General features: G+C 42.3%; 27 protein-coding genes. 22 read left to right on the forward strand and 5 right to left on the reverse strand.

Features of this window, described 5'->3' with window-relative positions; genetic code table 11:
* Positions 1–42 precede the first annotated feature (42 nt).
* The 3 genes from manX to FFV08_02610 all read right to left on the reverse strand — a co-directional run bounded on the left by manX (position 43) and on the right by FFV08_02610 (position 3,548).
* Complete coding sequence (gene manX, locus FFV08_02600; protein QLB51651.1) at positions 43–1,047, reverse strand: PTS mannose transporter subunit IIAB; 1,005 nt, start codon at positions 1,045–1,047, stop codon at positions 43–45.
* Positions 1,048–1,498: 451 nt separating this feature from the next.
* Positions 1,499–2,518, reverse strand: coding sequence for an alcohol dehydrogenase AdhP (gene adhP, locus FFV08_02605; protein ID QLB51652.1), 1,020 nt, complete (start codon positions 2,516–2,518; stop codon positions 1,499–1,501).
* Positions 2,519–2,735: 217 nt separating this feature from the next.
* Entirely contained in the window at positions 2,736–3,548 is an 813-nt protein-coding gene (locus FFV08_02610; GenBank protein QLB51653.1) for an HAD family phosphatase, read from the reverse strand.
* 96 nt (positions 3,549–3,644) lie between these two features.
* On the opposite strand from FFV08_02610, the gene FFV08_02615 reads away from it, so the two are divergent.
* The 5 genes from FFV08_02615 (at position 3,645) to FFV08_02635 (ending at position 8,182) form a co-directional block, all read left to right on the forward strand.
* Positions 3,645–4,274, forward strand: coding sequence for a DUF1361 domain-containing protein (locus FFV08_02615; protein ID QLB51654.1), 630 nt, complete (start codon positions 3,645–3,647; stop codon positions 4,272–4,274).
* A gap of 144 nt (positions 4,275–4,418) precedes the next feature.
* On the forward strand, positions 4,419–5,840 hold the full coding sequence (locus FFV08_02620; GenBank protein QLB51655.1) for an NCS2 family permease: 1,422 nt from the start codon (positions 4,419–4,421) through the stop codon (positions 5,838–5,840).
* A 140-nt stretch (positions 5,841–5,980) separates the two neighbouring features.
* Entirely contained in the window at positions 5,981–6,421 is a 441-nt protein-coding gene (gene tsaE, locus FFV08_02625) for a tRNA (adenosine(37)-N6)-threonylcarbamoyltransferase complex ATPase subunit type 1 TsaE (protein QLB51656.1), read from the forward strand.
* Positions 6,414–6,935, forward strand: coding sequence for a GNAT family N-acetyltransferase (locus FFV08_02630; protein QLB51657.1), 522 nt, complete (start codon positions 6,414–6,416; stop codon positions 6,933–6,935). The genes tsaE and FFV08_02630 overlap by 8 nt, the downstream gene beginning before the upstream one ends.
* An 8-nt stretch (positions 6,936–6,943) precedes the next feature.
* On the forward strand, positions 6,944–8,182 hold the full coding sequence (locus FFV08_02635; protein QLB51658.1) for a LytR family transcriptional regulator: 1,239 nt from the start codon (positions 6,944–6,946) through the stop codon (positions 8,180–8,182).
* Positions 8,183–8,303: 121 nt separating this feature from the next.
* Here the strand turns inward: FFV08_02635 and FFV08_02640 are convergent, their stop codons facing one another.
* Together FFV08_02640 and FFV08_02645 are read right to left on the reverse strand one after the other, a co-directional pair.
* Complete coding sequence (locus FFV08_02640) at positions 8,304–8,591, reverse strand: hypothetical protein (protein QLB51659.1); 288 nt, start codon at positions 8,589–8,591, stop codon at positions 8,304–8,306.
* 9 nt (positions 8,592–8,600) lie between these two features.
* On the reverse strand, positions 8,601–9,011 hold the full coding sequence (locus FFV08_02645) for an HIT family protein (protein QLB51660.1): 411 nt from the start codon (positions 9,009–9,011) through the stop codon (positions 8,601–8,603).
* A 2-nt stretch (positions 9,012–9,013) separates the two neighbouring features.
* On the opposite strand from FFV08_02645, the gene FFV08_02650 reads away from it, so the two are divergent.
* The 17 genes from FFV08_02650 to FFV08_02730 all read left to right on the forward strand — a co-directional run bounded on the left by FFV08_02650 (position 9,014) and on the right by FFV08_02730 (position 26,269).
* Complete coding sequence (locus tag FFV08_02650) at positions 9,014–9,811, forward strand: ABC transporter ATP-binding protein (protein ID QLB51661.1); 798 nt, start codon at positions 9,014–9,016, stop codon at positions 9,809–9,811.
* A complete protein-coding gene (locus FFV08_02655; protein ID QLB51662.1) occupies positions 9,808–10,854 on the forward strand; it encodes a multidrug ABC transporter permease in 1,047 nt (348 codons plus the stop codon). Before FFV08_02650 ends, FFV08_02655 begins: the two co-directional genes overlap by 4 nt.
* A gap of 50 nt (positions 10,855–10,904) precedes the next feature.
* Positions 10,905–11,699, forward strand: coding sequence for a phosphotransferase family protein (locus FFV08_02660; protein ID QLB51663.1), 795 nt, complete (start codon positions 10,905–10,907; stop codon positions 11,697–11,699).
* Entirely contained in the window at positions 11,696–12,334 is a 639-nt protein-coding gene (trmB, locus tag FFV08_02665) for a tRNA (guanosine(46)-N7)-methyltransferase TrmB (protein ID QLB51664.1), read from the forward strand. Before FFV08_02660 ends, trmB begins: the two co-directional genes overlap by 4 nt.
* Before the next feature lie 153 nt (positions 12,335–12,487).
* The gene (rimP, locus tag FFV08_02670) at positions 12,488–13,021 is read left to right on the forward strand and encodes a ribosome maturation factor RimP (protein ID QLB51665.1); all 534 of its coding nucleotides are present in this window, start codon (positions 12,488–12,490) and stop codon (positions 13,019–13,021) included.
* A 53-nt stretch (positions 13,022–13,074) separates the two neighbouring features.
* Positions 13,075–14,328 carry a transcription termination/antitermination protein NusA gene (gene nusA, locus FFV08_02675; GenBank protein ID QLB51666.1) on the forward strand — a complete coding sequence of 418 codons (1,254 nt, stop codon included), beginning with the start codon at positions 13,075–13,077 and terminating at the stop codon, positions 14,326–14,328.
* Positions 14,329–14,338: 10 nt separating this feature from the next.
* Positions 14,339–14,635, forward strand: coding sequence for a YlxR family protein (locus tag FFV08_02680; protein QLB51667.1), 297 nt, complete (start codon positions 14,339–14,341; stop codon positions 14,633–14,635).
* The gene (locus FFV08_02685; protein QLB51668.1) at positions 14,628–14,924 is read left to right on the forward strand and encodes a YlxQ-related RNA-binding protein; all 297 of its coding nucleotides are present in this window, start codon (positions 14,628–14,630) and stop codon (positions 14,922–14,924) included. The genes FFV08_02680 and FFV08_02685 overlap by 8 nt, the downstream gene beginning before the upstream one ends.
* Before the next feature lie 19 nt (positions 14,925–14,943).
* A complete protein-coding gene (gene infB / locus FFV08_02690) occupies positions 14,944–17,736 on the forward strand; it encodes a translation initiation factor IF-2 (protein QLB51669.1) in 2,793 nt (930 codons plus the stop codon).
* Between the two features lie 131 nt (positions 17,737–17,867).
* On the forward strand, positions 17,868–18,218 hold the full coding sequence (gene rbfA / locus FFV08_02695) for a 30S ribosome-binding factor RbfA (GenBank protein ID QLB51670.1): 351 nt from the start codon (positions 17,868–17,870) through the stop codon (positions 18,216–18,218).
* A gap of 240 nt (positions 18,219–18,458) precedes the next feature.
* Positions 18,459–19,610 (forward strand): N-acetylglucosamine-6-phosphate deacetylase, encoded by a 1,152-nt coding sequence (nagA, locus tag FFV08_02700; GenBank protein ID QLB51671.1) that lies wholly within the window; start codon positions 18,459–18,461, stop codon positions 19,608–19,610.
* 158 nt (positions 19,611–19,768) lie between these two features.
* Entirely contained in the window at positions 19,769–19,963 is a 195-nt protein-coding gene (locus FFV08_02705; protein QLB51672.1) for a hypothetical protein, read from the forward strand.
* A 76-nt stretch (positions 19,964–20,039) separates the two neighbouring features.
* On the forward strand, positions 20,040–20,885 hold the full coding sequence (locus FFV08_02710) for an aldo/keto reductase (GenBank protein ID QLB51673.1): 846 nt from the start codon (positions 20,040–20,042) through the stop codon (positions 20,883–20,885).
* Positions 20,886–21,338, forward strand: a complete 453-nt coding sequence (locus tag FFV08_02715) for a GNAT family N-acetyltransferase (protein ID QLB51674.1) — start codon at positions 20,886–20,888, stop codon at positions 21,336–21,338.
* Between the two features lie 651 nt (positions 21,339–21,989).
* On the forward strand, positions 21,990–22,742 hold the full coding sequence (locus tag FFV08_02720) for a hypothetical protein (protein ID QLB51675.1): 753 nt from the start codon (positions 21,990–21,992) through the stop codon (positions 22,740–22,742).
* Positions 22,743–22,914: 172 nt separating this feature from the next.
* Entirely contained in the window at positions 22,915–23,748 is an 834-nt protein-coding gene (locus FFV08_02725) for a hypothetical protein (GenBank protein ID QLB51676.1), read from the forward strand.
* A complete protein-coding gene (locus tag FFV08_02730; GenBank protein QLB51677.1) occupies positions 23,738–26,269 on the forward strand; it encodes a DEAD/DEAH box helicase in 2,532 nt (843 codons plus the stop codon). Before FFV08_02725 ends, FFV08_02730 begins: the two co-directional genes overlap by 11 nt.
* The last annotated feature ends 71 nt before the right edge of the window (positions 26,270–26,340 follow it).

Below are 26,340 nucleotides of genomic sequence, written 5' to 3' on the forward strand. Positions count from 1 at the left end.
TCTAAATCCTTTCGTAAATTAATAAAAGCAAAACGTTTGATTCTACTGCACGTTGGCTTTCTTAATCAAATCAAACAAATCTTTTTTAGAGTCATTTGGTACTTTACGTACGTCGAATTCAACGCCAAGGTCACGAAGCTTTTCATAAGTGGCAACGTCTTCCTTATCCATTGACAGTACGTTGTTGACCATTGTTTTACCAGTTGAGTGAGCCATAGAACCGACATTAAGGGTCTTGATTGGCACACCGCCTTCAACAGCACGAAGGGCGTCTTGAGGAGTTTCAAACAGAATCAAGGCATGAGTGTTGCCAAAGCGAGGGTCTTTTGAAACAGCAATCAATTTGTCGATTGGCACAACATTGGCTTTGACATTACCTGGTGCAGCTTGCTTAATCAATTCTTTACGAAGTTCGTCCTGAGCCACTGAGTCAGAAGCAACGATAATGCGGTCTGCTTTTGAATCTGGCGTCCAAGCTGTTGCTACCTGACCGTGCAGCAAGCGTGTGTCGATCCGGGCAAGGTTGATTTTGAGCTTGCCGTCACCGATTACAGTCCCTTCAGGGATCGCTGCTTGGGCAACTGGAGCAGCTGCAGCAGGAGCATTTGCTTCTTCAGCAGCAGGATTCAGCTCTTCAGGCAGAGCTTTGACTCCTTCCTTGGCTTCTTTGATGATGTTAGCAACAACAGCATCAACGCCGGCATTGGCATCCATCATCCTTTCTGTATAAGCTTGAATCAGCATAGGCAGGTTCAAGCCTGTAATGATAGCGAACTTGCGGTCTGGATTTTCACCCATGACACGGCTAGCTTGGTTGAATGGAGAGCCACTCCAAAGGTCAGCCAAGACCAACACTTCATCGTCCGCATCAAACGAAGCCACAGCGTCATTGAACTTTGCATAGAGATCATCTGGTCCTTCGTTGGGCATGAAAGTTACAACTTGTACTTTTTCCTGCTCACCGAAAATCATTGAACCTGATTGATGAATACCAGCAGCAAATTCACCGTGGCTAGCAATAATGATTCCGATACTCATTATTGACATTCCTCCTTATAAAATGTTTGGCTTAAGTTTTAAGAAAACTTTAAGGCAAGTTTATTATAAAACGTTTTCATGAAAAATGCAAGCGTTTGTTCCTAAAAACGACTTTTTCTTTCAAAAATGTCAGTATTTGCTGAAACCCTGATAAATATAGGTATAAGCAAACCTTAGCTATAGAAATGTTTTAATAAATTAGGAAAACAGAAAATACAACAGATTAATATATGAAAAACATTGAAATAATATGAAAGAGACTTTTGAAATGACAGAAGAGAATTTTGTTTGAGAAAGTGTTTATTTATCAAAAAAGAAAGGGGAGGACCAAAGACAAAAAATCGCATCTTATGTCTTTAGTCTCTCTCTATAATGGCAAAAGTTCCTAAATAATATTAAGTCTATCCATCATAAGTTCCCAAGAGTTTGGTAAATGTTGGGACTGACATGCTTTAAAGCATTAGTGTGTGAAGTCAAGTACCATACGTCCCTGAATGGTACCTGCTTCCATTTCGTCAAAGACATCCACAGCATCTGAAACAGGGCGTTTTTGAACGACGGGAACCACTAATCCTTCAGCACCAAACTGGAAGGCTTCTTCCAAGTCCTTGCGAGTACCAACGAGGGAACCGATGACTTGGATACCATCTAAAACGGTTTTGACAATGCTGAGGTCCATCATTTCAGATGGCAATCCAACGGCAACTACCCGACCGCCAGCACGAACAGAATCAACAGATTGGTTGAAGGCAACTTTAGAAACGGCTGTTACTACGGCAGAATGCGCACCACCAGTTTTTTCTTGGATGAGAGCAGCGACATCTTCAACTTCATGGCCGTTGATGACGATATCAGCACCAACTTCTTTGGCTAAAGCTAGCTTATCATTGTTGATATCAACAGCGACGACATGGGCATTAAAGACCTTCTTAGCATATTGAACCGCTAGGTTACCCAATCCACCTGCTCCAAAGATAACTGTCCATTGGCCTGGTTGCAGCTGGGCTTCTTTGATAGCCTTGTAGGTGGTTACACCGGCACAAGTGATAGAAGAAGCTTGGGCAGGATCGAGTCCTTCAGGGACTTTGACAGCGTAGTCAGCTGTTACGATACATTGCTCTGCCATCCCACCATCAACTGAATAGCCAGCATTTTTTACTGTACGGCAAAGGGTTTCGCGGCCAGTTGTACAGTATTCACAAGCGCCGCAGCCTTCAAAGAACCAAGCGACACTGACGCGGTCTCCGACTTTGAGACTTTTTACATCTGGTGCGATTTCTTTGACAATACCGATACCTTCGTGGCCAAGAACACGCCCCGGTACCTTGCCAAAATCGCCGTGAGCAACGTGCAGGTCCGTGTGGCAGACACCGCAATATTCGATATCAACGAGAGCTTCCCCTGTTTCAAGCGGACGCATTTCTTTATTTTCAACGAGTTGGACATTAGTTCCCTCTGGATTTACAACAACTGCTTTCATAAGTAGTTTCCTCCTGTTATTTAGTTTTTGATTATGTTAATTATATCACAAACTCAAACAAACGGCAAACGCCTACAAAACCAAGCGTGGATTCACTCTAATATCCTGACATGGCTGATAAGGTCCTATTTTTGAAGCTTTTTGCAACTAACGGAGTTTGAGGGAAGAAAAAAATAAAAGACAAACTCCCGAACAGAGTTTGTCTAATTGTCTACTTTTATAAAAAGAGTTTGTTGAGCTCGTGGGCGACGCCATCTTGGTCATTGGTCAAAGATAACTGCTGGTCAGCGTATGGAAGAAGGTCAGTATTCGCATTTTTCATGGCATAGCCAGTGCCAGCAAAGGACAGCATCTCAGTATCATTTTGCTCATCGCCAAAGGCAATCAGATTTTTACGGTCTACATTGAGAATATTAAGTAGGTACTGAAGGGCAAAGGCCTTATTGACCCCTTTGGGAGCACACTCGAGGATGTTGAGTGGGCCGCCCCAAGAGTTGATAGAAAGTTCATGCTGGTAAAAAGCATTCATTTCCTCTGCCAGAGCATATTTATCTGCTGCTCGCGTCTGCAGGAGAATGGCGTTAGGATTCTCCGTTACTAGATTAGCTTGAAACTGGTTTTCTGGTTTGAAAGCATCGATGCCAAAGAGCTTGGGATCAGCGATTTCCTCGTTGGGATTGGTGATGTAGAACTTATTGCGGTATTCGCCAGCAATGAAATCCGCTTCAATCTCATCCTTGCGCTTAACCATATCCAGCAGAAAGGACTTATCCAGCGTCAGCGATTTTTCAAAATCCCATTTCTTTTCTGGAATGTGAGTCAGAGATCCATTGAAGTTAATCATGGGCGTATTGAGCTCTAATTCTTTATAATATTTCAAAGCCATACGGTAGGGCCGGCCTGTTGTGATAATAACCTTGTGGCCCTTTTGGGAAATTTTTTTGATGGTTTCTTTGGTGAAATCAGACAGATTGCTATTAGAGTCCAGCAAGGTTCCGTCCAAGTCCACAGCGATTACTTTTTTTGTCATGTGAATCTCTTTTCAGTGATAATACAGACTATTATAACAGAATTCAGTGTAAATAACACGACTTATGTTATAATGGTGCTCTAATCCGTCACAATTATGACACACCAAGGAGGAGCTTTTCGTATGCGTAAACCGATCATGATTCATGCTCTTTTTCTGATGATTACCTTTTTTATCTATATCCAATCTCTAAATGGCGGTCCGACCTATCTCATCTGGAATATGACCTTGGCCTTAATCAGCTATGATGCAGCCGTCTTGACATTTTTATTCAAGAAGCAGAAGTGGGTATATCCTCTTCTTTTCCTCTTGTGGTTGCTTTTCTTCCCCAACACTTTCTATATGATTACTGATTTGATTCATATGACTTGGGTGACAGATGTTCTGAGTAAGCCAAGTGTTTTCCTGCTCTTTTTAGCTTTTGTTTCCAGTATTTTATTCGGAATTTTCTGTGGTATGGAGAGCTGGTATGTCATCAAGGAAGGCTGGAAGCTTAACTGGTATTTGGATCTATTGCTGACGGCCGCTCTGTCGGCTGTGTCTAGTCTGGCTATCTACATAGGGCGTTACGATCGTCTCAATAGCTGGGATTTATTGCTTCATCCTCAGCTGGTTCTACAGAAGCTCTTGCAAACTTTACAGCCTGATCGTCTGCCATTTATTCTTGGTTTTACCTTTTTGCAGTTTATGAGTTTGGTATTTCTGATGAGAGATAATAAAAAATAAGAAAGCGAGACATTCATCTTGAAAAAGTGAATGTTTTTTATTATAATTTAAATCATCGTTCGTAAATAAATAGAATTAAATCTGTTTTTATTTGTTATTGAACTAGATATTAGAAATTTTACTCAAAAGGAGATTTGTTGAAAAATGGATAAATTTTTCAAACTGACCGAAAAAGGGACAGATGTCCGGACAGAAGTTTTGGCTGGTCTGACGACTTTCTTTGCCATGTCCTATATTTTATTTGTCAATCCGGCCATGTTGGCTCAGACAGGTATGCCTAAGCAGGGTGTTTTCCTAGCTACGATTATCGGTGCTGTTGCGGGTACCTTGATGATGGCTTTCTTTGCCAATTTGCCTTATGCGCAGGCACCGGGCATGGGGTTGAATGCCTTTTTCACTTTTACGGTCGTCTTTGCCTTGGGCTACACTTGGCAGGAAGCCTTGGCTATGGTCTTTATCTGCGGGATTATTTCGCTCATTATCACTTTGACCAAGATACGTAAGATGATTATCGAGTCCATTCCGGGTTCTTTGCGAGCAGCTATTTCAGCAGGGATCGGGGTCTTTCTGGCCTATGTAGGTATTAAAAATGCTGGCTTACTCAAGTTTTCAATCGATCCAGGCAATTATACAGTAGCTGGCAAGGGAGCAGATAAGGCCGCAGCGGCTATTACGGCTAATTCGGCAGCAACTCCCGGTCTGGTAGATTTTAACAATCCAGCGGTCATCGTAGCCTTGGTCGGTTTGGCCATCACAATCTTCTTTATCGTGAAAAATATCAAGGGTGGTGTTATCCTATCTATTCTGGTAACGACAGTTGTAGCTATTCTGGTTGGATTGGTTGATTTGTCAGCTATTGACTTTGGGCAGAATAACATTGGCACTGCTGTTAGTGAATTGGGACAGATTTTTGGGGTGGCAGTAGGTCCGAAAGGTCTGGGTGCCCTTTTAGCAGATTCAGCCCGCTGGCCTCAGACATGTATGGCCATTCTGGCTTTCTCCTTGACAGATATTTTTGATACCATTGGAACCTTAATCGGTACAGGTGAAAAGGTCGGGATTGTAGCGACTTCTGGGGAAAACCATGAATCAGAAGGTCTGGATAAGGCTCTTTATTCGGACCTCATTGGAACCTCTATCGGAGCTATTGCTGGAACCTCTAACGTGACGACTTATGTGGAGTCTGCAGCTGGTATCGGAGCTGGCGGCCGAACAGGTCTGACCGCCTTAGTCGTAGCTATCTGCTTTGCGGTGTCAAGTTTCTTTAGCCCGCTTTTAGCCATTGTTCCCAACGCTGCAACTGCACCGATTCTGATTATTGTTGGGATTATGATGCTGGCTAGTCTGAAAAATATCCATTGGGATGATATGGCAGAAGCCATTCCAGCTTTCTTTACTTCTATTTTTATGGGATTTGCCTATTCTATCACTCATGGGATAGCAGCTGGATTTATTACTTACACCTTGGTCAAAGTCTTCAAAGGTCAAGCCAAGGATGTGCATTCTATGATTTGGATTTTGGATCTTCTATTTATTTTGAATTTCGTAAATCTGGCTTTAAATTAGGCCTAAACATTGCTGGATTTCCTTGATTTTAGTACCCTTTGTATAGGATACGTTTTTGGTATAAAAAAATCAGCTTTTCCTGGCTGATTTTTCTTTTGCAAAATTAAGCAGAAAAAAATTTTTTCTGGTATAATAAGAGAATGTTTAGTCATAATGAGGAAGAATTAATCCAGTGGGGTCAGCGTCTGGGCACATTGCTTCAGGCAGGGGACGTACTGGTTTTAACGGGAGATTTAGGAGCAGGAAAGACAACCTTTACCAAGGGTCTGGCTCTAGGTTTGGGTATCAGTCAGATGATTAAAAGTCCAACCTATACCATTGTTCGGGAATACGAGGGGCGCTTGCCACTCTATCATTTGGATGTCTACCGCATCGGAGACGATCCAGACTCCATTGATTTGGATGACTTTCTCTTCGGGGAAGGTGTGACAGTCATTGAATGGGGAGAGCTGCTGGGAGAAAATCTGCCTGAAGACTATCTCAAATTAAGCCTCTTAAAAAAGGAAGACGGGCGTGAATTGGTTTTTGAAGCCAAAGGAAAGCGAGCTCAAGAGCTAATTGAGGGACTGCAGAATGACTGAATATGAATTATGCTTACGTGAAGCGGAAAAAACAGATGCTTCTGAGCTGATTGCCTTCCTCAATCAGGTTGGGTCTGAGTCAGATTATATGACGCTGGATGAGGCTGGAATCTTGATGAATCAAGAGGAGATGGCTTCATTCATTGAGCATCAGGCTGCTTCTAGTAATCAGCTTTATCTGTTGGGGCTTTTAAATGGTGAAATTGCTGGCCTAGTCAGCATCACAGCTGATTTCCATGAGCGAATTCGCCATATTGGTCAAGTCTTTGTTGTAGTGAAGAAAGCTTTCTGGAATCAAGGACTGGGACGCATACTGCTAGAAGAGGCACTGACTTGGGCAGAAGATTCTCAGGATATTAGACGTTTAGAATTGAGCGTTCAGGTTAGAAATGAACGAGCGGTTCACCTCTATAAAGATTTAGGATTTGAAATTGAAGGCTTACAAAAAAGAGGAGCCTATTTAAAAGAAGGGATATTTCTTGATGTTTTCCTGATGGGTAAACTGATAGACTAAAAAAAGATATGTTTAAAAAAATTATAATGATGTTTCTCAGCCTCCTTGTCGTAACGACGGCTGGTATCGGTACTTATGCTTGGACGATCTATGGTCAGTCAACTGATGAACTGTCCAAGACTTATAAGGGCTTGGGAAATGAGACAGATGTCATTTCTGCGACTAAGCCTATGACCATCTTGCTGATGGGTGTAGATACAGGGAGCGGCTCCCGCGAGGATACTTGGGTCGGGAACAGCGATACCATGATTCTCCTGAGTGTCAATCCAAAGACCAAGAAAACAGTCATGATGAGTTTGGAACGTGATATTCTGACTCAGATTGATGAGAACGGTCAGACAGTTGAAGCCAAGCTGAATGCAGCCTATGCAACAGGCGGAGCAGAGTTAGCCATTTCGACTATTGAGGGCTTGATGAATATCCACATTGACCGCTATGTGATGATCAATATGCAGGGCTTGGTTCAGTTAGTAGACGCAGTAGGTGGTATTGAGGTCAATAATACCTTTGACTTCCCAATTTCTATTGAGGATAATGAGCCTGAGTATACTGCTAAGGTGGAACCTGGCAAGCAAACCATCAATGGTGATCAGGCTTTGGTCTATGCTCGCATGCGTTATCAGGATCCAGAGGGTGACTATGGCCGCCAAAAGCGTCAACGTGAAGTAATTAAGAAAGTGGTTGAAAAAGTTCTCAGTCTCAACAGTGTCAGCCATTATCAGGCTATTTTAAAAGCTGTCAGCAGCAATATGCAGACCAATATCGCGCTTGATTCAAAAAGCATTCCCCAACTGCTAGGCTATCAGGATGCCTTTAAGAACATTAAGTCTGAGCAGCTGCGTGGAGAAGATGCAACCTTGCCTGACGGTGGAAGCTATCAGCTGGTGACGTCAGAGCATTTGCTGAGTATGCAGAATCTAATCCGCAAGTCTCTGGGCTTGGACACAGTTAAGAGTCTGAAGACCAATGCTGTTCTCTATGAAGATATTATGGGCGGCAACAGTCTAAGAAGTAGCAATAGTAGCAGTGCATCTAGCGGCACAGAAAGCAACAACAACTATGAGACTCCGTATAGTCAGCCAACTTATAATAATGGCTATGAGAATTACTCTTATCCAACGACAGATACAACAGTTGGAACTACAAATACGACTCCAGTTGCTCCAGCGGCTTCCTCCGCCCCAGCAGCAGATGTCAGTGTCAGCACCCCACAAAGTCAGCCGATAGTCAATGAGGCTACAGAGTAAAAAAGTTAAATATAAAAAGAGGCTGGGACAAAATGTCTCGGTCTCTTTTGGTTATAACGGAAAGCTCTTGATGCGGCGGCTGATTGGAATTTTTGTTCCCCTATCACCCACCTTTACTCTATCAAGACTCGTACTTTGCCCAGATGTCTTTGACTTGCTGGATCTGCACTTGTGCTTGGTTTTCAAGGACTTTATATTTATAAGTAAGATCTTGGGCCATGTCTTTGACTTGCTCTTTTTGCTCTTGAATGATGGCAATATTTCGTTGAATATTGGCTAGACTGTCCTTTACTTTGTCTAGACTATCTGTTGTTTCAATGATTTCTTCTTGGATTTTTTGACGGTTTTCAACAAGTTTGTAACTGGCTGCTGCGGCACCGATAAATAGGAAAATATTTGACAGTTTCATATTCCCTCCTTAAGCTTGCGCAATCTTCTCAGCTAATTCGGCCAGAGCTGGAAAGTCTGGTTCGTGGGCTGCGAAAGTAATTTTGAGGTCATCTGCATCACTATAGCGCGGTGCTAAATGCACATGGGTATGAAAGACAGTCTGTCCAGCAATTTCTTCGTTGTTGTTGATGATATTCATACCGGCTGCACCTGTGGCTTTCATGACCTTTCGAGCAATGTCTGGAACGCGAGCGAAGAGCTGGCTAGTACTGTCAGCATCCATGTCCAGCACATTTCGGAAATGCTCTTTAGGGACAACCAAGGTATGACCTGGTGTTACCTGGGAAATATCTAGAAAAGCAAGGACCTTCTCGTCTTCATAGACTTTTGAAGAAGGGATTTCTCCAGCAATAATTTTACAAAAAATACAATCAGCCATAAATGGTACCTCTATTCGCTAGATTTTGTTATAATATAAGAACCATTATACCAGAATTCGGAGAAAATATGTTAGAAATCAAAGAGCTTACGGGCGGCTATGTTAATATCCCGGTTTTAAAGGATGTCAGCTTTGAAGTGGGCAATGGCCAGCTGGTTGGTCTGATTGGTCTCAATGGTGCGGGCAAATCCACGACTATCAATGAGATTATTGGTCTTCTGACCCCTTATAAGGGGCAGATTCAGATTGATGGACTGGAGCTGCGGACCAATCCCAGCGATTACCGCAAGAAGATCGGTTTTATTCCGGAAACGCCTAGTCTCTACGAAGAATTGACCCTGCGCGAGCACATTGAGACGGTAGCTATGGCATACGACATTGAGCAGGAGACGGCTTTTAAGCGCGTGGATAAGCTGCTGGAAATGTTCCGACTCAAGGAAAAACTGGATTGGTTCCCTGTTCACTTTTCAAAAGGGATGAAGCAAAAAGTGATGATTATCTGTGCTTTTGTAGTTGATCCCAGCCTTTTTATTGTGGATGAGCCTTTTCTGGGTCTGGATCCGGTAGCTATTGCAGACCTTATCCAGCTCTTGGATGAGGAAAAGAAAAAGGGCAAGTCGATTCTGATGAGCACCCATGTCCTGGATTCTGCCGAGAAGATGTGCGACAGTTTTGTCATTTTACACAAGGGGCAGGTGCGGGCCAAGGGTAGCTTGACTGAGTTGCGGGCTCAATTTCAAATGCCGGATGCTAGTCTGAATGACGTCTATCTAGCCCTGACAGAAGAGGCGGCGCTATGAAAGAATTATTTGCCAAACGAAAGCAGGATTTTCGTCAGCAGTGTTTGAAATACCTGCGCTATGTTTTTAATGACCATTTCGTGCTCTTTCTGCTAATTTTTATGGGATTTTTAGGTGTTCAGTACAGTCAGCTTTTGCGACATTTTCCGACTAATCACCTACCCATTATTGCTAGTCTGGTTATTCTGTCGGTCTTTATCCTGCCTTTTGGACGGATTGCGACCTATCTGGAAAAGCCAGATGCTCTCTTTCTCTTGGTCAGAGAAGCAGAAGTCAGAGCTTTTATCAAAGGACAGATTCTACGTTCCTGTCTATTGTACGCAGTCTTACAGACTGGGCTATTGCTGCTGTTAGCTCCGCTTTTTCTGGCTCTGGGATTGCCTGTTTGGGGCTTCGGGCTCTACTGTCTCCTTATGCTAGTCTTGAAATGGTTTTTGTTTCAGGCTAAGGCCAAGAAGTTCTTTACTGAAAATGGCCTAGATTGGCAGGCGCTGGTGGCTTATGAAGCAGCCCGAAAGCAGACGATTCTGCGCTTCTTTGCTCTCTTTACCAATGTTAAAGGCATTTCAAACAGTGTCAAGCGCCGGGCTTATCTGGATGGTTTGACGAGACTTGTGGGCAAGCAGCATAGCAAGACCTGGCAGAATCTCTTTTTGCGCTCTTACTTGCGAAATGGAGACTTCTTTGCTCTGACCTTGAGACTGCTCTTTTTGGCTCTTTTGGCCTTGGTTTTTGTCAGTCAAGCTTGGATTGCTGCAGCTTTTGCGGTCTTGTTCAATTATCTCTTACTCTTCCAGCTAACAGCCTTGTACGAAGCTTTTGACTATCAGTTTTTGACCCAGCTTTTTCCGATAGAAAGAGGGGAAAAGCTGAAGGGAGCAAGACAAATTATCACTTCGATTGGCATCAGCGTTCTCTTGGCTCAAGTGCTGACTGCTCTGCTATTTTTCCAAGACAAGACAGCAGTGCTGGCCATGCTGGGAACGACTGCCCTGCTCTATCTGTTCTATCTGCCGTTTAAGTTACGGAGATTGGTTGACTAAAAGAGGTAAAACTAGTAAAATGATAAAGAAACTTTTTACGGAGGGGAAACATGGACTTGGTTGATAACGAGCTGACCCTGACACCGATAGCTGGTAAGAGCGGAAAGGCCTATATGGGGACTTATCCGGACGGGGGGCGCGTTTTCGTCAAGATGAATACAACCCCTATCTTAGCAGGCTTAGCTCGAGAACAAATCGCACCGCAGCTTTTGTGGAGCCGCCGGATGCCGGACGGCAATGTTATGAGCGGGCAGGAGTGGCTTTCAGGCACTATTCTGACCCCAAATGATATGTCCAAAAAGCAGGTAATCAATATTTTGACTCGGCTGCATCGCTCGCGCCCATTGATGACGCAGCTGACCAAGCTGGGCTATACTTTGGAAACGCCGACTGATTTGCTGAATGCTTGGCTCAATCAAGTGCCGCTTGCTTTGAGGAATAATCAATATCTGCAATCAGTTATCCGCGACCTACGCCAGACAGTCCCGGCCTTTCGTGAGGACTACGCGACCATCGTTCACGGAGATGTGCGCCATAGCAACTGGGTAGAGACCGACAGCGGGCTTATTTACTTGGTGGATTGGGATTCTGTGCGCCTGACAGACAGGATGATGGATGTAGCACATATTTTAAGCCATTATGTGCCTGATTCAGGTTGGCAAGAGTGGTTGAGCGCCTATGGTTATAAGTATAATCAGACTGTTTTTAATAAGCTATACTGGTTTGGACAGTATTCTTATCTGATGCAGATTGCCAAATACTATGAAAACAATGATTTAGAAAATGTGAACCGGGAGATTTACGCATTACGAAACTTCCGTTCCAAATACGGAAGAGGACAATGAGAGTAAGGAATCGTAAGGGAGCGACGGAACTGCTGGAGGCGCATCCCCAGTATGTGATTTTGAATCCGGCAGACGCCAAGGGCAGATGGCAGGAGATTTTTGGCAATGATTATCCCATTCATGTAGAGGTTGGCAGCGGTAAAGGAGCTTTTGTGTCCGGTATGGCCAAGGCCAATCCTGAGATCAACTACATCGGGATTGATATTCAGAAATCGGTCCTCAGCTATGCCTTGGACAAGGTGCTAGCAACGGATGTGCCCAATATCAAGCTGCTCTGGGTGGATGGTTCGGATCTGACTGATTATTTTGAAGAGGGCGAGATTGACCGCCTCTATCTAAACTTCTCGGATCCTTGGCCCAAGAAACGTCATGAAAAGCGTCGTCTGACCTATCAGTCCTTTCTGGCGACCTATCAGCAGATTTTGCCGGAAAATGGAGAAATCCACTTCAAAACGGATAACCGCGGTCTTTTTGAGTATAGCCTAGTAAGCTTTTCTCAGTATGGTATGAAGTTAAAGGGCGTGTGGTTAGATTTGCATGCCAGCGACTTCGAGGATAATGTCCTGACTGAGTATGAGCAGAAATTTGCTAACAAGGGACAAGTCATCTATCGGGTGGAAGCAGCATTTGAATAAGAAAGAGTCTTCGAGGAATACTTCCTTGAAGCCTTTTTATTGGGAAAAAATTTTACTTAAAAATAAGAGTGTTTTAAGTGGCATTCGGTCTTTAAAAGCTTGCAAGGCACATTTCCCTTGCATTTTGGGACTTGTCGTGCTATAATACTAGTAATGAATAAGGAAAGAGAGGCGAGGAAATATCTTCGCCTCTTATCTGTGAGGAGGTGTCGTCATATCGCAACGATTGTTGAATTGGTGAGGGAGGTTATTGAACCGGCCATTTTGGCTCCTTATGAATTAGTCGATATTGAGTACGGAAAGATGGGCGGGGACTATGTTCTCAGTGTCTTTGTAGATAAGCCTGAGGGCATTACGGTCAATGATACAGCGGATTTGACGGATATTATTAGTCCGCTCTTGGATCAAATCAAACCAGATCCCTTCCCGGAACAGTATTTTCTGGAAGTGACCAGTCCTGGCTTGGAGCGCCCACTCAAGACCAAGGAACAGCTAGCCAATGCAGTCGGCAGCTATATCCATGTCAGTCTCTATAAGGCTGTTGACAAGCAGAAAGTCTTTGAAGGCACCTTGCTGAGCTTTGAAGAGGATGTTCTGCACATGGAATATCTGGACAAGACTCGCAGAAAAGAAGTCGAAATTCCCTACAGTCTGGTTTCCAAAGCCAGATTAGCCGTTAAGTTTTAGCCGCAGAAGCAATATAGAAAAGAAAGGAACACTTTTGTTTCGGCAAAAGTCATATGAAAATGAGTAAAGAAATGCTAGAGGCCTTCCGCATTTTGGAAGAAGACAAAGGAATCAAGAAAGAAGATATCATTGACGCGGTGACCGAGTCACTCCGCTCAGCCTATCGTCGTCGCTATGGTCAGGCAGACAGCGCAGCCATTGAGTTTGACGAAAAGTCAGGAGATTTCCGTGTCTATACTGTTCGCGAAGTCGTGGACGAGGTCTTTGACAGCCGTTTGGAAATCAGTCTCAAAGATGCCTTGGCTATCAGTTCAGCCTATGAATTGGGAGATAAGATCAAGTTTGAAGAAGCGCCAGCTGAATTTGGCCGAGTTGCTGCTCAGTCTGCCAAGCAAACCATCATGGAAAAGATGCGCAAGCAGACCCGAGCAATCACTTACAACACCTATAAAGAGCATGAAAATGAAATCATGAGCGGGACGGTGGAGCGCTTTGACAATCGCTTTATCTATGTCAATCTTGGCAGCATTGAAGCGCAACTATCGAAGCAAGACCAGATTCCTGGTGAGGTCTTTGCCTCTCACGATCGTATCGAAGTCTTTGTCTACAAAGTAGAAGACAATCCTCGCGGTGTCAATGTCTTTGTAAGCCGCAGCCATCCAGAAATGATCAAGCGCTTGATGGAGCAGGAAATCCCAGAAGTTTATGACGGAACTGTGGAAATCATGAGCGTGTCACGGGAAGCAGGCGATCGGACCAAGGTAGCGGTTCGCAGTCACAATCCTAATGTGGATGCCATCGGTACAATCGTCGGACGCGGTGGGGCCAATATCAAGAAAATTACTAGCAAGTTCCATCCTGCCAAATATGATCCCAAGAGCGGTCGTATGGTACCGACTGAAGAAAATATCGACGTCATCGAGTGGGTAGCAGATCCAGCTGAATTTATCTACAACGCTATTGCTCCAGCAGAGGTTGACCAAGTTATCTTTAATCAAGAAGATAACAAGCGAGCCTTGGTTGTCGTACCGGACAGCAAGCTTTCTCTGGCTATCGGCCGTCGCGGACAGAACGTACGCTTGGCAGCTCATTTGACAGGCTTTAGAATTGATATCAAGTCTGCCACTGAGTTTGAAGAAATGGAAGCAGCCAATGAATTGGGCGGATTTGCTCAGGAAGCAGAAGAAATTCTTGCGGATGCAGATGTTCTAGAGACAGAATTTTCAGCAACAGACTTTGACGCAGCTGCAGAGGAAACTGTACTGGAAACAGCTGGTTTAGAAAGCGAAGCTGAAGAACTAGATTAAGGGGGCTGGAATGGCAAAAACAAGAAAAATCCCTTTAAGAAAATCAGTGGTGTCCAACGAAGTGATTGACAAGCGCGATTTATTGCGGATTGTCAAGAACAAGGAAGGTCAAGTCTTTATCGACCCGACAGGCAAGGCCAACGGCCGTGGAGCTTATATCAAGCTGGATAATCAGGAAGCTCTTCAAGCCAAGAAGAAGCGGGTCTTTAACCGCAGCTTTAATATGGAAGTGGATGAGGCTTTCTATGATGAGTTAATCGCTTATGTCGATCACAAGGTTAAAAGAAGAGAGTTAGGTCTTGAATAAAGAGAAACTTGCAAATATGCTGGGACTGGCTCAGCGGGCCGGCCGCATCATTTCTGGTGAGGAGCTGACCGTCAAAGCTATACAGGAGGGAAAAGCACATCTGGTCTTTTTGGCCCAGGATGCAGCTCCTAATCTCAGCAAGAAAATCACTGATAAAAGTCGTTACTACCAAGTAGAAGTATCAACCGTGTTTTCAACACTGGAATTAAGCTCTGCCATTGGCAAGGCCAGAAAAGTGCTTGCCGTGACAGATGCTGGTTTTACAAAGAAAATGAGGTCTCTTATGTAATAGAAGAGGAGGACAAGATTTGTCTAAAGTAAGATTGTATGAAATCGCCAAAGAACTGGGAAAAGAAAGCAAGGAGGTAGTGGCTCGTGCTAAGGAGCTAGGTCTGGATGTCAAAAGTCATTCATCCAGCGTAGAAGCTGACGCTAGTGAGCGAATCAAATCCAGCTTCAAGAAAGCAGCCGCACCTCAAGCTCCTGCAGAAAAGCCTGCAGCAGCTCAGCCTTCACCGCAAAAAACTCCTGCCAGAGAGGCTGCGCCAGTCAAGGCAGAACAGCCAGAAGCAAAAGCAGCAGCTAAGCCAGAAGCGAAAGCAGAAACGGCAGCACCAGTCAAGCGCCCGCAAAGCCGAAACTTTAAGGCAGAGCGTGAAGCGAGAGCCAAGGAAGAAGCAGAGCGTCGGAAGCAGCAAGGCAATCGCAAACCACAAAACAAAGAGCAAGGTAAGCGTGAGGACCGCGATAATCGAAATAAGAATCGCGGAAACCGCAACGACCGAGATAGAGGCAATCGTCCAAATGACCGTCGCGATAATCGTGGTCAAGATGGCCGCCGCAATGGTCAGAATCATCAAGGATTTAACGGTCAAAACCGCCAACAGCCTCAAGGACCAAAGATTGACTTTAAGGCTCGGGCAGCAGCTTTGAAAGCAGAGCAGAATGCTGAATACGCTCGCTCCAGCGAGGAACGCTTTAAGCAAGCACAAGAAGCTAAAGAAGTTATGGAACGGCAAAATCGCCGCAAGGAGCAGCCTAAGGCAGAAGCACCTGCAACAGTTCAGCCTGCACCAGCTCCGTCTGCACCAGCAGCGAATCCAAGCCCAGCTCCAGCCGCTGTGGATACGCGTCGTAAGAAGCAAGCTCGACCAGATAAGAAGCGCGATGATTTTGATCGCGAAGAAGAAGGTCCAAGAAAACAACAAAAGAATCGAAGCAGTCAAAATCAAGTGAGAAATCAAAGAAATAGTAATTGGAATAAAAACAAGAAAAACAAAAAAGGAAAGGGCAACAATAACCAGGCACCAAAACCTGTTACAGAACGTAAGTTCCATGAGTTGCCAACTGAATTTGAATATACAGACGGAATGACCGTTGCAGAAATTGCAAAACGCATCAAGCGCGAGCCAGCTGAAATTGTCAAGAAACTCTTTATGATGGGCGTAATGGCAACGCAAAACCAATCTCTTGACGGCGATACTATTGAGCTCCTCATGGTGGACTACGGTATTGAAGCTAAGAAGAAGGTGGAAGTTGACACAGCTGATATTGAGCGCTTCTTCGTAGAAGAAGGTTATATCAACCAAGATGCCTTGGTAGAGCGTCCGCCAGTTGTCACCATCATGGGACACGTTGACCATGGTAAAACAACCCTCTTGGATACCCTGCGTAACTCTCGCGTAGCAACAGGTGAAGCGGGTGGTATTACTCAGCACATCGGTGCTTACCAGATTGAGGAAAGCGGCAAGAAGATTACTTTCTTGGATACGCCTGGACACGCGGCCTTTACTTCTATGCGGGCCCGCGGTGCCTCTGTTACGGATATCACTATCCTGGTCGTTGCTGCTGATGACGGTGTTATGCCGCAAACGATCGAAGCTATCAACCACTCCAAGGCGGCTGATGTCCCAATCATCGTAGCTATCAACAAGATTGATAAGCCAGGAGCGAATCCTGAGCGCGTGATTGGTGAATTGGCTGAGCATGGTGTCATGTCAACAGCTTGGGGCGGAGATTCTGAATTTGTCGAAATCTCAGCGAAATTCAATCAAAATATCGACAGCTTGCTGGAAACAGTCCTCCTAGTGGCTGAAATTCAAGAGCTCAAGGCAGATCCGACTGTTCGAGCGATTGGTACAGTTATCGAAGCCCGTCTGGATAAAGGAAAAGGTGCTGTCGCAACCCTTCTGGTTCAGCAGGGAACTCTGAATGTGCAGGATCCAATCGTTGTTGGTAATACCTTCGGTCGGGTTCGGGCTATGACCAATGACCTGGGCCGTCGTGTTAAGGTAGCAGGACCATCTACACCGGTTTCTATCACTGGTCTCAATGAAACTCCGATGGCTGGTGACCACTTTGCGGTCTATGAAGATGAAAAAGCTGCGCGCGCAGCCGGTGAAGAACGTGCCAAACGTGCCCTTCTCAAGCAGCGTCAAGCTACTCATCGCGTCAGTCTGGAAAATCTCTTTGATACCCTCAAAGCTGGTGAAGTTAAGTCTGTTAATGTTATCATCAAGGCTGATGTACAAGGTTCTGTAGAAGCTCTGTCTGCTTCCCTGCAAAAGATTGAGGTGGAAGGCGTTAAGATTACCATCGTCCACTCAGCGGTTGGTGCTATCAATGAGTCCGACGTAACACTGGCAGAAGCTTCAAATGCTTTCATCATCGGATTTAACGTTCGTCCTACATCTCAAGCTCGCCAGCAGGCAGAAGCTGACGATGTCGAAATCCGTCTCCACAGCATTATCTACAAGGTTATCGAAGAAATGGAAGATGCCATGAAGGGAATGCTGGATCCAGAATACGAAGAAAAAATCATCGGGGAAGCTCTTATCCGCGAGACCTTCAAGGTTTCCAAGGTTGGTACTATCGGTGGATTTATGGTTATCAACGGTAAAGTGACCCGTGATTCCAAGGTTCGCGTTATCCGTGATGGCGTCGTGATTTACGATGGAGAGCTTGCCAGCCTCAAGCACTTCAAGGATGATGTTAAGGAAGTTACTAACGGCCGCGAAGGTGGACTCATGATTGATGGTTACAATGACATTCAAGTAGATGATACGATTGAAGCCTACATCATGGAAGAAATTAAGAAATAAGATAAGAAGTAGGTTAAAAACTCGCAGTGAAATCATTGTTGGTGGAAGTCTGTATTTTTAGTCCCACATCTTTTTTCACAAAGAGTTTAGAAGAAATTATTGCAGAAGAGAAAAATTAGAAAGGAAATCTCATGGCAAACAATTTTCGTACAGACCGTGTCGGCATGGAAATCAAGCGCGAAGTCAATGAAATCTTGCAGAAGAAAGTTCGTGACCCGCGGGTGCAGGGAGTAACCATTACCGATGTCCAAATGCTGGGCGATCTATCCATGGCCAAGGTCTACTACACGATTATGAGCAATCTGGCCTCTGATAATCAAAAAGCTCAGACCGGTCTGGAAAAAGCGACCGGTACCATCAAGCGAGAACTGGGTCACAATCTGAAGATGTACAAGATTCCAGATTTGACCTTTGTCAAGGACGAATCCATCGAGTATGGCAATAAAATCGACCAGATGCTGCGCGATTTAGATAAAAAATAAAGCAGAAACTCAGCTGTCATGGCTGGGTTTTCTGTTTTTTTAATTTAATATAACAATTTTTCGCAAAAATAGGTATATACCATTTACAAATGAAAAAGAAAGAGTTATAATATAGTCAAGAAAACTCAGAGATTCAAAAGTGGGAGTTAGAAAGCAGCTATAGAAAGATACTAGCTCTATCACAGAATTCCGCTTTGAATGGCAGAGAATACAGAAGTCAAGAACAAGGGAGGCAGTCTTATGCCTACATATATTAAAGCAGATCAATTTTTCTATCCTCAAGGAATCCGTCAGGGCGGTTATTTAGAGCTGATTGACGGCAAGTTTGGCAAGCTGGTGCAGTCTGTTCCGCAGGATGCAGAAGTCATAGACTACAGTGGCTACTCGATTGCACCAGGTCTAGTGGACACTCATATTCATGGCTTCGGCGGTATTGATGTAATGGACAATAACATCGAAGGAACTCTTCATACCATGAGTGAGGGTCTCTTGACTACCGGTGTGACCAGCTTTTTACCTACAACGCTGACCTCGTCCTATGAGCGGCTCTTAGCGGTTACTGAAAATATCGGTGCACGCTATCAAGAAGCTAGCGGAGCTAAGATTCGCGGTCTCTATTTTGAGGGGCCTTACTTCACCGAGAAGTATAAAGGTGCTCAAAATCCAGCCTATATGAAAGATCCTAGCATGGATGAGTTTCGTGCTTGGCAGAAAGCTGCAAATGGCTTGCTTAATAAGATTGCTCTCGCACCAGAGCGTGAAGGCGTAGAGGAATTTGTCCGTACGCTGACTGATGAAGGTGTGACCGTTGCTTTGGGGCATTCTAACGCAACCTATGATGAAGCCAAAACTGCGGTCGAAGCGGGTGCCAGTGTCTGGGTGCATGCTTATAATGGTATGCGGGGATTGACCCACCGGGAGCTGGGCATGGTTGGTGCCATGTATGAGTTGCCCCACACCTATGCGGAGCTGATTTGTGACGGCCACCATGTGGATCCTAAGGCCTGTGATATCTTGCTCAAGCAGAAGGGACATGAAAATATTGCCCTCATTACTGACTGTATGACAGCTGGAGGTCTTGAAGATGGTGACTACATGTTGGGAGAATTTCCAGTGGTTGTGGCCGAAGGAACAGCTCGGCTCAAGTCAACGGGCAATCTAGCTGGATCCATCCTCAAGCTCAAGGACGGATTGAAAAATGTGGTCAAATGGGGCATTGCCAATCCTCATCAGGCGGTCATGATGGCTAGCCTAATTCCAGCAAAATCAGTCCATATTGATGATGTCTGCGGACAGATCAAGGAAGGCTACGATGCTGACTTTATCGTTTTAGATAAAGATTTAGAGCTGGTAGCTACTTACCTTGATGGTCAAGAACGTTTCCATGTATGAGAACCGCAGGTATTTTAAATTAGTCTCCTTATATTTTTCTGAAAGAGCAGGAAAACCTGTTCTTTTTGATTGGCAAGCTACTTGATAGCCTTCTCCTAGATTTGAATTGCTTTCTTAGGAGTGATATAATGAGACTATAATGTAAACAGGAGTAGGCTATGAAACGAATTGATGCGAAATTTTTGATAATGGGCCTTGTTTTGCTGTTGGCGGGACTGATCTTTGGACGAATCTTGATCCTTGTCGCAGGAGTTGCTTTCATTATCTATAGCTTTTTCAGTAAAGGGATGGAGCCGACCAAGGAAAATATCTTCAAACCTAAGCCAATATTGAAGAAAAAGGAAAAGAAGTGAGCAGTTCTGCTCTTGTGAATACTGTAGCAGCTGCCTTGCTGAAGGCAGTAGATGGAACTTGTAAAGGAGACATGAGATGAGAGAATATCTTTTGAACAATGGTGTTGGCATTCCGGTACTGGGCTTCGGTACTTGGAAGGCTCAGGATGGCGAAGAAGCTTATCAGGCAACATTAGCCGCTCTCAAGGCAGGCTATCGTCACATTGATACGGCAGCCATCTATAAGAACGAAGAGAGTGTCGGACGGGCGATCAAGGATAGCGGCATTCCGCGGGAGGAGCTCTTTATCACGACTAAGCTTTGGAATGACATTCATACTTATGAGGAGGCTCAAGAGGCCTTTGCTGCCTCAATGGAGCGGTTGGGACTGGATTATCTAGACCTCTATCTCATTCACTGGCCGAATCCCAAACCCCTGAGGGAAAACGATGCTTGGAAAAAGCGCAATGCCGAAGTCTGGCGGGCTATGGAAGACCTCTATAATTTCGGAAAGATTCGATCGATTGGCGTCAGCAATTTCCTGCCTCATCACTTAGAATCCTTGCTTGAGACAGCTCGCATGACTCCTGCTGTCAATCAAATCCGCCTGGCTCCAGGTGTCTATCAGACAGAGGCGGTGAACTTCTGCCGTGAGCATGAGATTTTACTGGAAGCTTGGGGACCATTTGGCCAAGGTGAGCTCTTCCAAAATCCAGCCGTGCAGGCTGTGGCAGACAAGTATGGCAAGACCATTGCCCAAGTCGCTTTAGCTTGGAGCTTGCAGGAAGGCTTCCTGCCCCTGCCTAAGTCGGTCACTCCGAGCCGGATTGCCAGCAATCTAGACTGCTTTGACATCGAGCTAGATACAGCAGACTTAGAAGTCCTCAAAAATATCAGTGGCCTGGCGGGTAGCGCACCAAATCCTGATGAAATGGATTTTTAGATGAAAATCCGATTCTATCGAAGTTCAGACAGAGAAGCCTTGCAGTCTTACCATTTAACCGACTTGAGATTTACCAATCATCCGAGCCAGGCTGTCGCTGACTTGGGAAATCGTTATGCTATCTTGGGCTTTGCAGAACATCAAATCGTAACCTTTCTGATTTTGGATGCTGGAGAAAAGAAGTTTACTTATGGCGGTCAGCCAGATAGCCTGCTCCTTCGTAGCTTTTCAACGGATGAAGACTTTCGGATGCGAGGATACGGTAGTCAGACGCTGAAGCTCTTGCCTGATTTCATAAGAGAACATCTGCCTATGTATAAAAGTATTATCCTAGGTGTCAATGAGAGAAATCAAGTCGCCTCCTATCTCTACCGAGAAACCGGTTTTAGCAAACAGCCCCAGCGGATATTAGGACCAGCCGGTTGGCAGGAAGTGTATGAATTAAAAATATAAAGCTATCCCCAGTTTGAAAAGAGCTGGGGATTTTTATCTCTACCGCCAGAAGAAACTATAAAACAAACTGCTTCTGTGCTATAATGAGAGGTATAAAATGAGGCCAATATCCAACGAAATACTAAGATAGGGGAGTTAGATGAAGAAGACCCAAGAATTGGAAATTACACCCAACTGATTGAGGAGAACTTCGATCCCTTGAGAGTGGAGAGATAGGGGAGAAAGATAATCATTAAAAACTCAAAGAGTCATCTGTGGCTAAATATCCAATCAATCTAAAGGCTGAATACGAGTGTTTACTAAAATATTTAGATAAACTAGGTTTCGAATAGTCCATTTTGTAAAAAATTTCATGCTTTCTAACTATCACTTGATGTAATTTGCTAAAATATTAAACCATTCTAAAGTTCGAATATTAGCTTTTGTTAAAATTTCAAAGTATTCTAAGCGTGAAATGCCTTGATAATTCATTTTTAAAGAGAAATAATCCCTATCTGAAGTTGAAGAAATTATCGGGTGGGGATATTTTAGGTATTTGATTTTGAAAAAGTGTTATTTCAGGGATAAAAAATGACATTTCAGGGCGGCCTTGCAAAAGATTTATTGCTACGTGCTATACTTAGTTCATCAAATTAATGGAGAGGTTTTATTATGACTACTAACTACACCATTCGTCCCCTGACCTATAGCAACTTTACTCACCGTGAGTTTGAAAGTTTGATGACGGATTCTTGTCAAATCATCACGGAATTTGTCAAGGCAAATAAGGACGAAGATATGTATGGTACGCACTTGGAGCCCTTTGCGAGCAAGCTAGAAGAATTCCAGAAACAGCTAGCTAGCGTGGAAAAGAAACAAACCACAAGTCTGGCGGAGGTAGATAAGGAGCGGGACAATGCTCTGGTCGGACTCTTTACCCTACATAGGGGATTTGCTAAGATAAAGGAAGCGAAGTTCAAGGAAGCCCATGAGACGCTGGCTCCAGTCCTGACTAAGTACAAGGATATCACCAAGCATAATAACGATGTCGCAACTGCTGAGATTAAGAGTCTCCTCAAAACCCTAAAGGAAGAGCCCTACAATGCGGCAGTAACTACGCTGGGACTCTCACCAGTGATTAGCGCAGTGACGACTGCACAGGAAGACTATGATAAGGCCGAAGCCCTAGCGCGTGCAGCCAAGTCCAGCAAGGAAGTCGGTAAGACCAAGCAGCTGCGCACGGAAATCTCCCGCACTTATGACCTCTTTATGCGCTATACCGCAGCCTCCGCAGAAGCCTATCCAGAGAAAGTCCACTTTGCCAAACTCCTCAAGGATCTCAACATCCTCCGAGACAGCAAGCGACGCCTGGCCAGTCCAAATAAGAAAACTAAAACTGAACCAGCGCCAGAAGCAGCAGGATAAAGAATACTCCCTTAGAATTGTAAATTCTAGGGATTTTTTGTGTTTAATAGACATTGGGTAGGGAATGTGAAGGTGGAAGCCGACAAAAAAATATTGGATTTTTGCATAAATACTTTATAGAATGAGGAGGAGTTGATATAATGATAGATGTAAAAAATTAAAACTCTTTGATATGATAAAAGGATTAAAAATGACCCTGTTAAAAAATATTTTTGAAAAAATTTCTTCCATTACCACTTCTGGAATAGAGGTTAAAAGTTTAAGTGAAGATGAAGTGGAAGTTATCGTTGCTGAAATTAACTCTTTAAATCCAAGTGAAAAAGATTTTATAAAAAATAAACTTGTAGAAATTTCAAAAGGAAGAAGCAGTTCCTACACTCCTAACATTATAGCTAAAAAGATTTATGATAATCTTTTTCGTGATGATGGTACGCTGAAAGATTCAAGAATAATATCTGGTTTTGCTGCAGAATTTTTTTTGATATGTATTTTAATTGATAATGGTTTTGAACAACAATTTTGCTACAAAAATTTAGAAGAAAATTCAGCTAAAAAAGGATTTGATGGGCTTTACCAAATAAATGAAGAAATATGGCTTGTAGAAAGCAAGTCTACTCAAGAGGGAGATAATATCTCGCACAAGACAACCATCAAACGGGCTTACGATGGAATAACTGATCAGTTAGCTGGGAAAACTAAAAATGACCCTTGGGAGAATGCTGCTAATCATGCTAAATCCTTTAAATCTTCGGAATCTCTAATTCATAAGTTAGAACAATTAAGTATTGAATATACTAGAGAAAACTATAAAAAATTATCCGAATGTAATTTAATTATTGGTTCTACTGTAATTCATAAAAATACAGCTTTTGGAATCATTGATAGTAAAAAAATTGACGATTATTTAGTCGGGCATCAAGTGAAAAATGAAAAGGTTGTGGCGATGAATCTAAGTGAACAAGATCTTTTTGTAGAGATTATGAAGGAGATTGCAAATGTCAAATAACTTAGAGGGTGGGAAAAGTCTGCTGACTAGAATTAAAAATAATACATATGTTTCTAAGCATCTAATTGATCTACTTTATAAGAAACCAGATTTGTCATTTAATGAAGCCGAGTTTCTTTTCTCTGTGGCATTATTATTAATTGAAGAATATCAAGAAACAATAGACCAAGATAAATATCTATTAATAGAATATGCTTATTTGATTATTGCTGTAACCTGTTTTAAAACAAATGACTTTAGGGCTTTATACGATTTTTCTGTAAATTATGGTTATTATCCAACTGCTAGAACAATTTTAGAGAGTGGGCTAATAAAAGATGAAGAGCTTACAATTAATCACCTTATCTCTGATTTGGAGATAGAAAAATTTGTAGATGAAAATAAAGTTAAAACATATGAGCAAAACAAGGTATTTGAAGAAATACTAGACTCTAATTTTAAACAATTATCATTTATAGCTCCAACTTCATATGGAAAGAGCGAGCTAGTCTTTCAGCATATAAAAAAGAATAATGAATGCAATTTTATTGCTATTATAGTTCCAACGAAGGCTTTGATTGATCAAACGTTTCGAGCAGCCAAGAGGAATATTTCGGATAGGAAAATTATTGTACATGACCAAAATTATGATTCAGAGAAAGATGCTAGAGTTTTAGCAATCGTTACTCAAGAACGTGGATTACGTCTTATTGAGGAAGGAATAGTATTTGACTTAATTTATATAGATGAGGCTCACGAATTACTTGATTTTAATTTTTCAAATTTATTTTCCAATCGGAGTTTGCTCTTATCTCGGTTTATAAAACTATCTATAATGAGAAAACCTGAATTGAAAATTATTTATCTATCTCCATCAATACAAAATTCAAAAAATTTATCGCTGAGAAATCAAGGAGCAATACAATCTTATAGAATTGAAAAAAATCTTAAGATACTAAAATTAAGATATTTAAACAGGAGTTGTGAAGAATATATTTATGATTTATTTTTTAATGAATTTATTCCAACTGCTCAGATTGTTCCTTCTTCGTTTGACTATATAACAAAGGTGTCAATAAGTTTTAGAAAAAATTTACACTTTTTATATCGTCCTAGGATGATTGAGAATTATACTGAAAAATTATATTCCGCATTACCTGAGGAAAGTATACCTGATGAAATTGAGGATTTACAACGAGAGCTTGCAACGATTATTCACCCTAAATTTAAACTCATAAAATATCTTTCAAAAGGAATTGTTTATATGCATGGGCGCATGCCGTTGTTGATTAGAAATTATCTTTTGAAATTTATTAGAGAATCTGATTTTTTACGAAATTTTGTTGCTAATGCTGTTGTTTTGGCTGGAATGAACTTACCTATAGATAATTTAATTTATATTTCAGGTTTTAAAAGTATCAGTGATTTGAATAATCTAATTGGGAGAGTCAATCGATTAAATGAGATTTTTAAAGATGGTGATTCCCTTTCAAGACTTTTTATCCCTGTTCATTTTGTTGATATAGAAGAATATCCTCAATATTCAGGAACTAAAAATAGCTTGAAGACTAAGATAGAGCAACTTAGAGGGCGCCACTTAGAGGATGTAAAAAATCCACTATTAGAAGAATATAATAAAACAAAGAATGCCGAAAAAGTAACAGAAATCAGAAGTTTAGAAAATCAAGTCATTGAAAATTATAATAATCCAGATTTTTTTACCCGTTTAACTAAAGCAGGTGCTCAACAGATTTTGAATTACACTGCAGACGGGTTGCAGCAACTGGAAAATATTTTGATGAAAGAAGAAAAGATTATTGGAACAGAGAATTTGATCGAATTAATTTTAAATAAGATAAAGAAAGTGTTTTTTGACAGTTTTTTACTTTCTAATATTTTTTTGAATTCTAGTTTAGAAGTTGATACTAATCTGTTTAACCCAGGAAATAATGTTAAACGTTTAAGATACGATGCAACAATTGATTATTATAGGAGGTTTCTGGAATTTTCTTTTAATGGCTTGAATGAAAGAATTGAAGATCTATATAAATATTGGACTGAAGACATACTGGGAAATAGCAGTCGAAAAGATTTAAATTATTATGTTTATGTTGGACGTCAATTTGGTGAAGTTGCATATTATGAAACAGAAGCACATCAAGGGCAAAAAGTATATGTAGATTTACGTACACATAAGTATGATGAGGACTATTTATATAACTTAGCTGTAATTAAAATCCAAACTGATGAAGATTTTATTAATCACGAGATTACGTTATTGCTTAGCACTCTCAAAGAGTTTGAAATTATAACAGAAAATCAGTTTAATTATTTTTTGTATGGCACTTTTGATAAAAAGGAAATTGAAGTATTAAGATTAGGTATCAGTAGAAATATTTACCAATCTTTAAAAGCTAATAATCAAATTGAGAATATAGGTTTTGATGAATTTGGTAATACATATGCTAATGAGCACTTAAAGAGTTATATTGATAAAAAAACAGGAATTGAAAAATTTGAATTGGAACAATTTTTCCTTTGATTTTTTAGAGAGTAAGAGGATACATTAACAAAATACGAAAGATCAAGAATTAGATTTAAAGAATTTAGTTC

Origin of the sequence: Streptococcus sanguinis (assembly GCA_013378335.1) — a bacterium.
Taxonomy (GTDB): Bacteria; Bacillota; Bacilli; order Lactobacillales; family Streptococcaceae; genus Streptococcus; species Streptococcus sanguinis_I.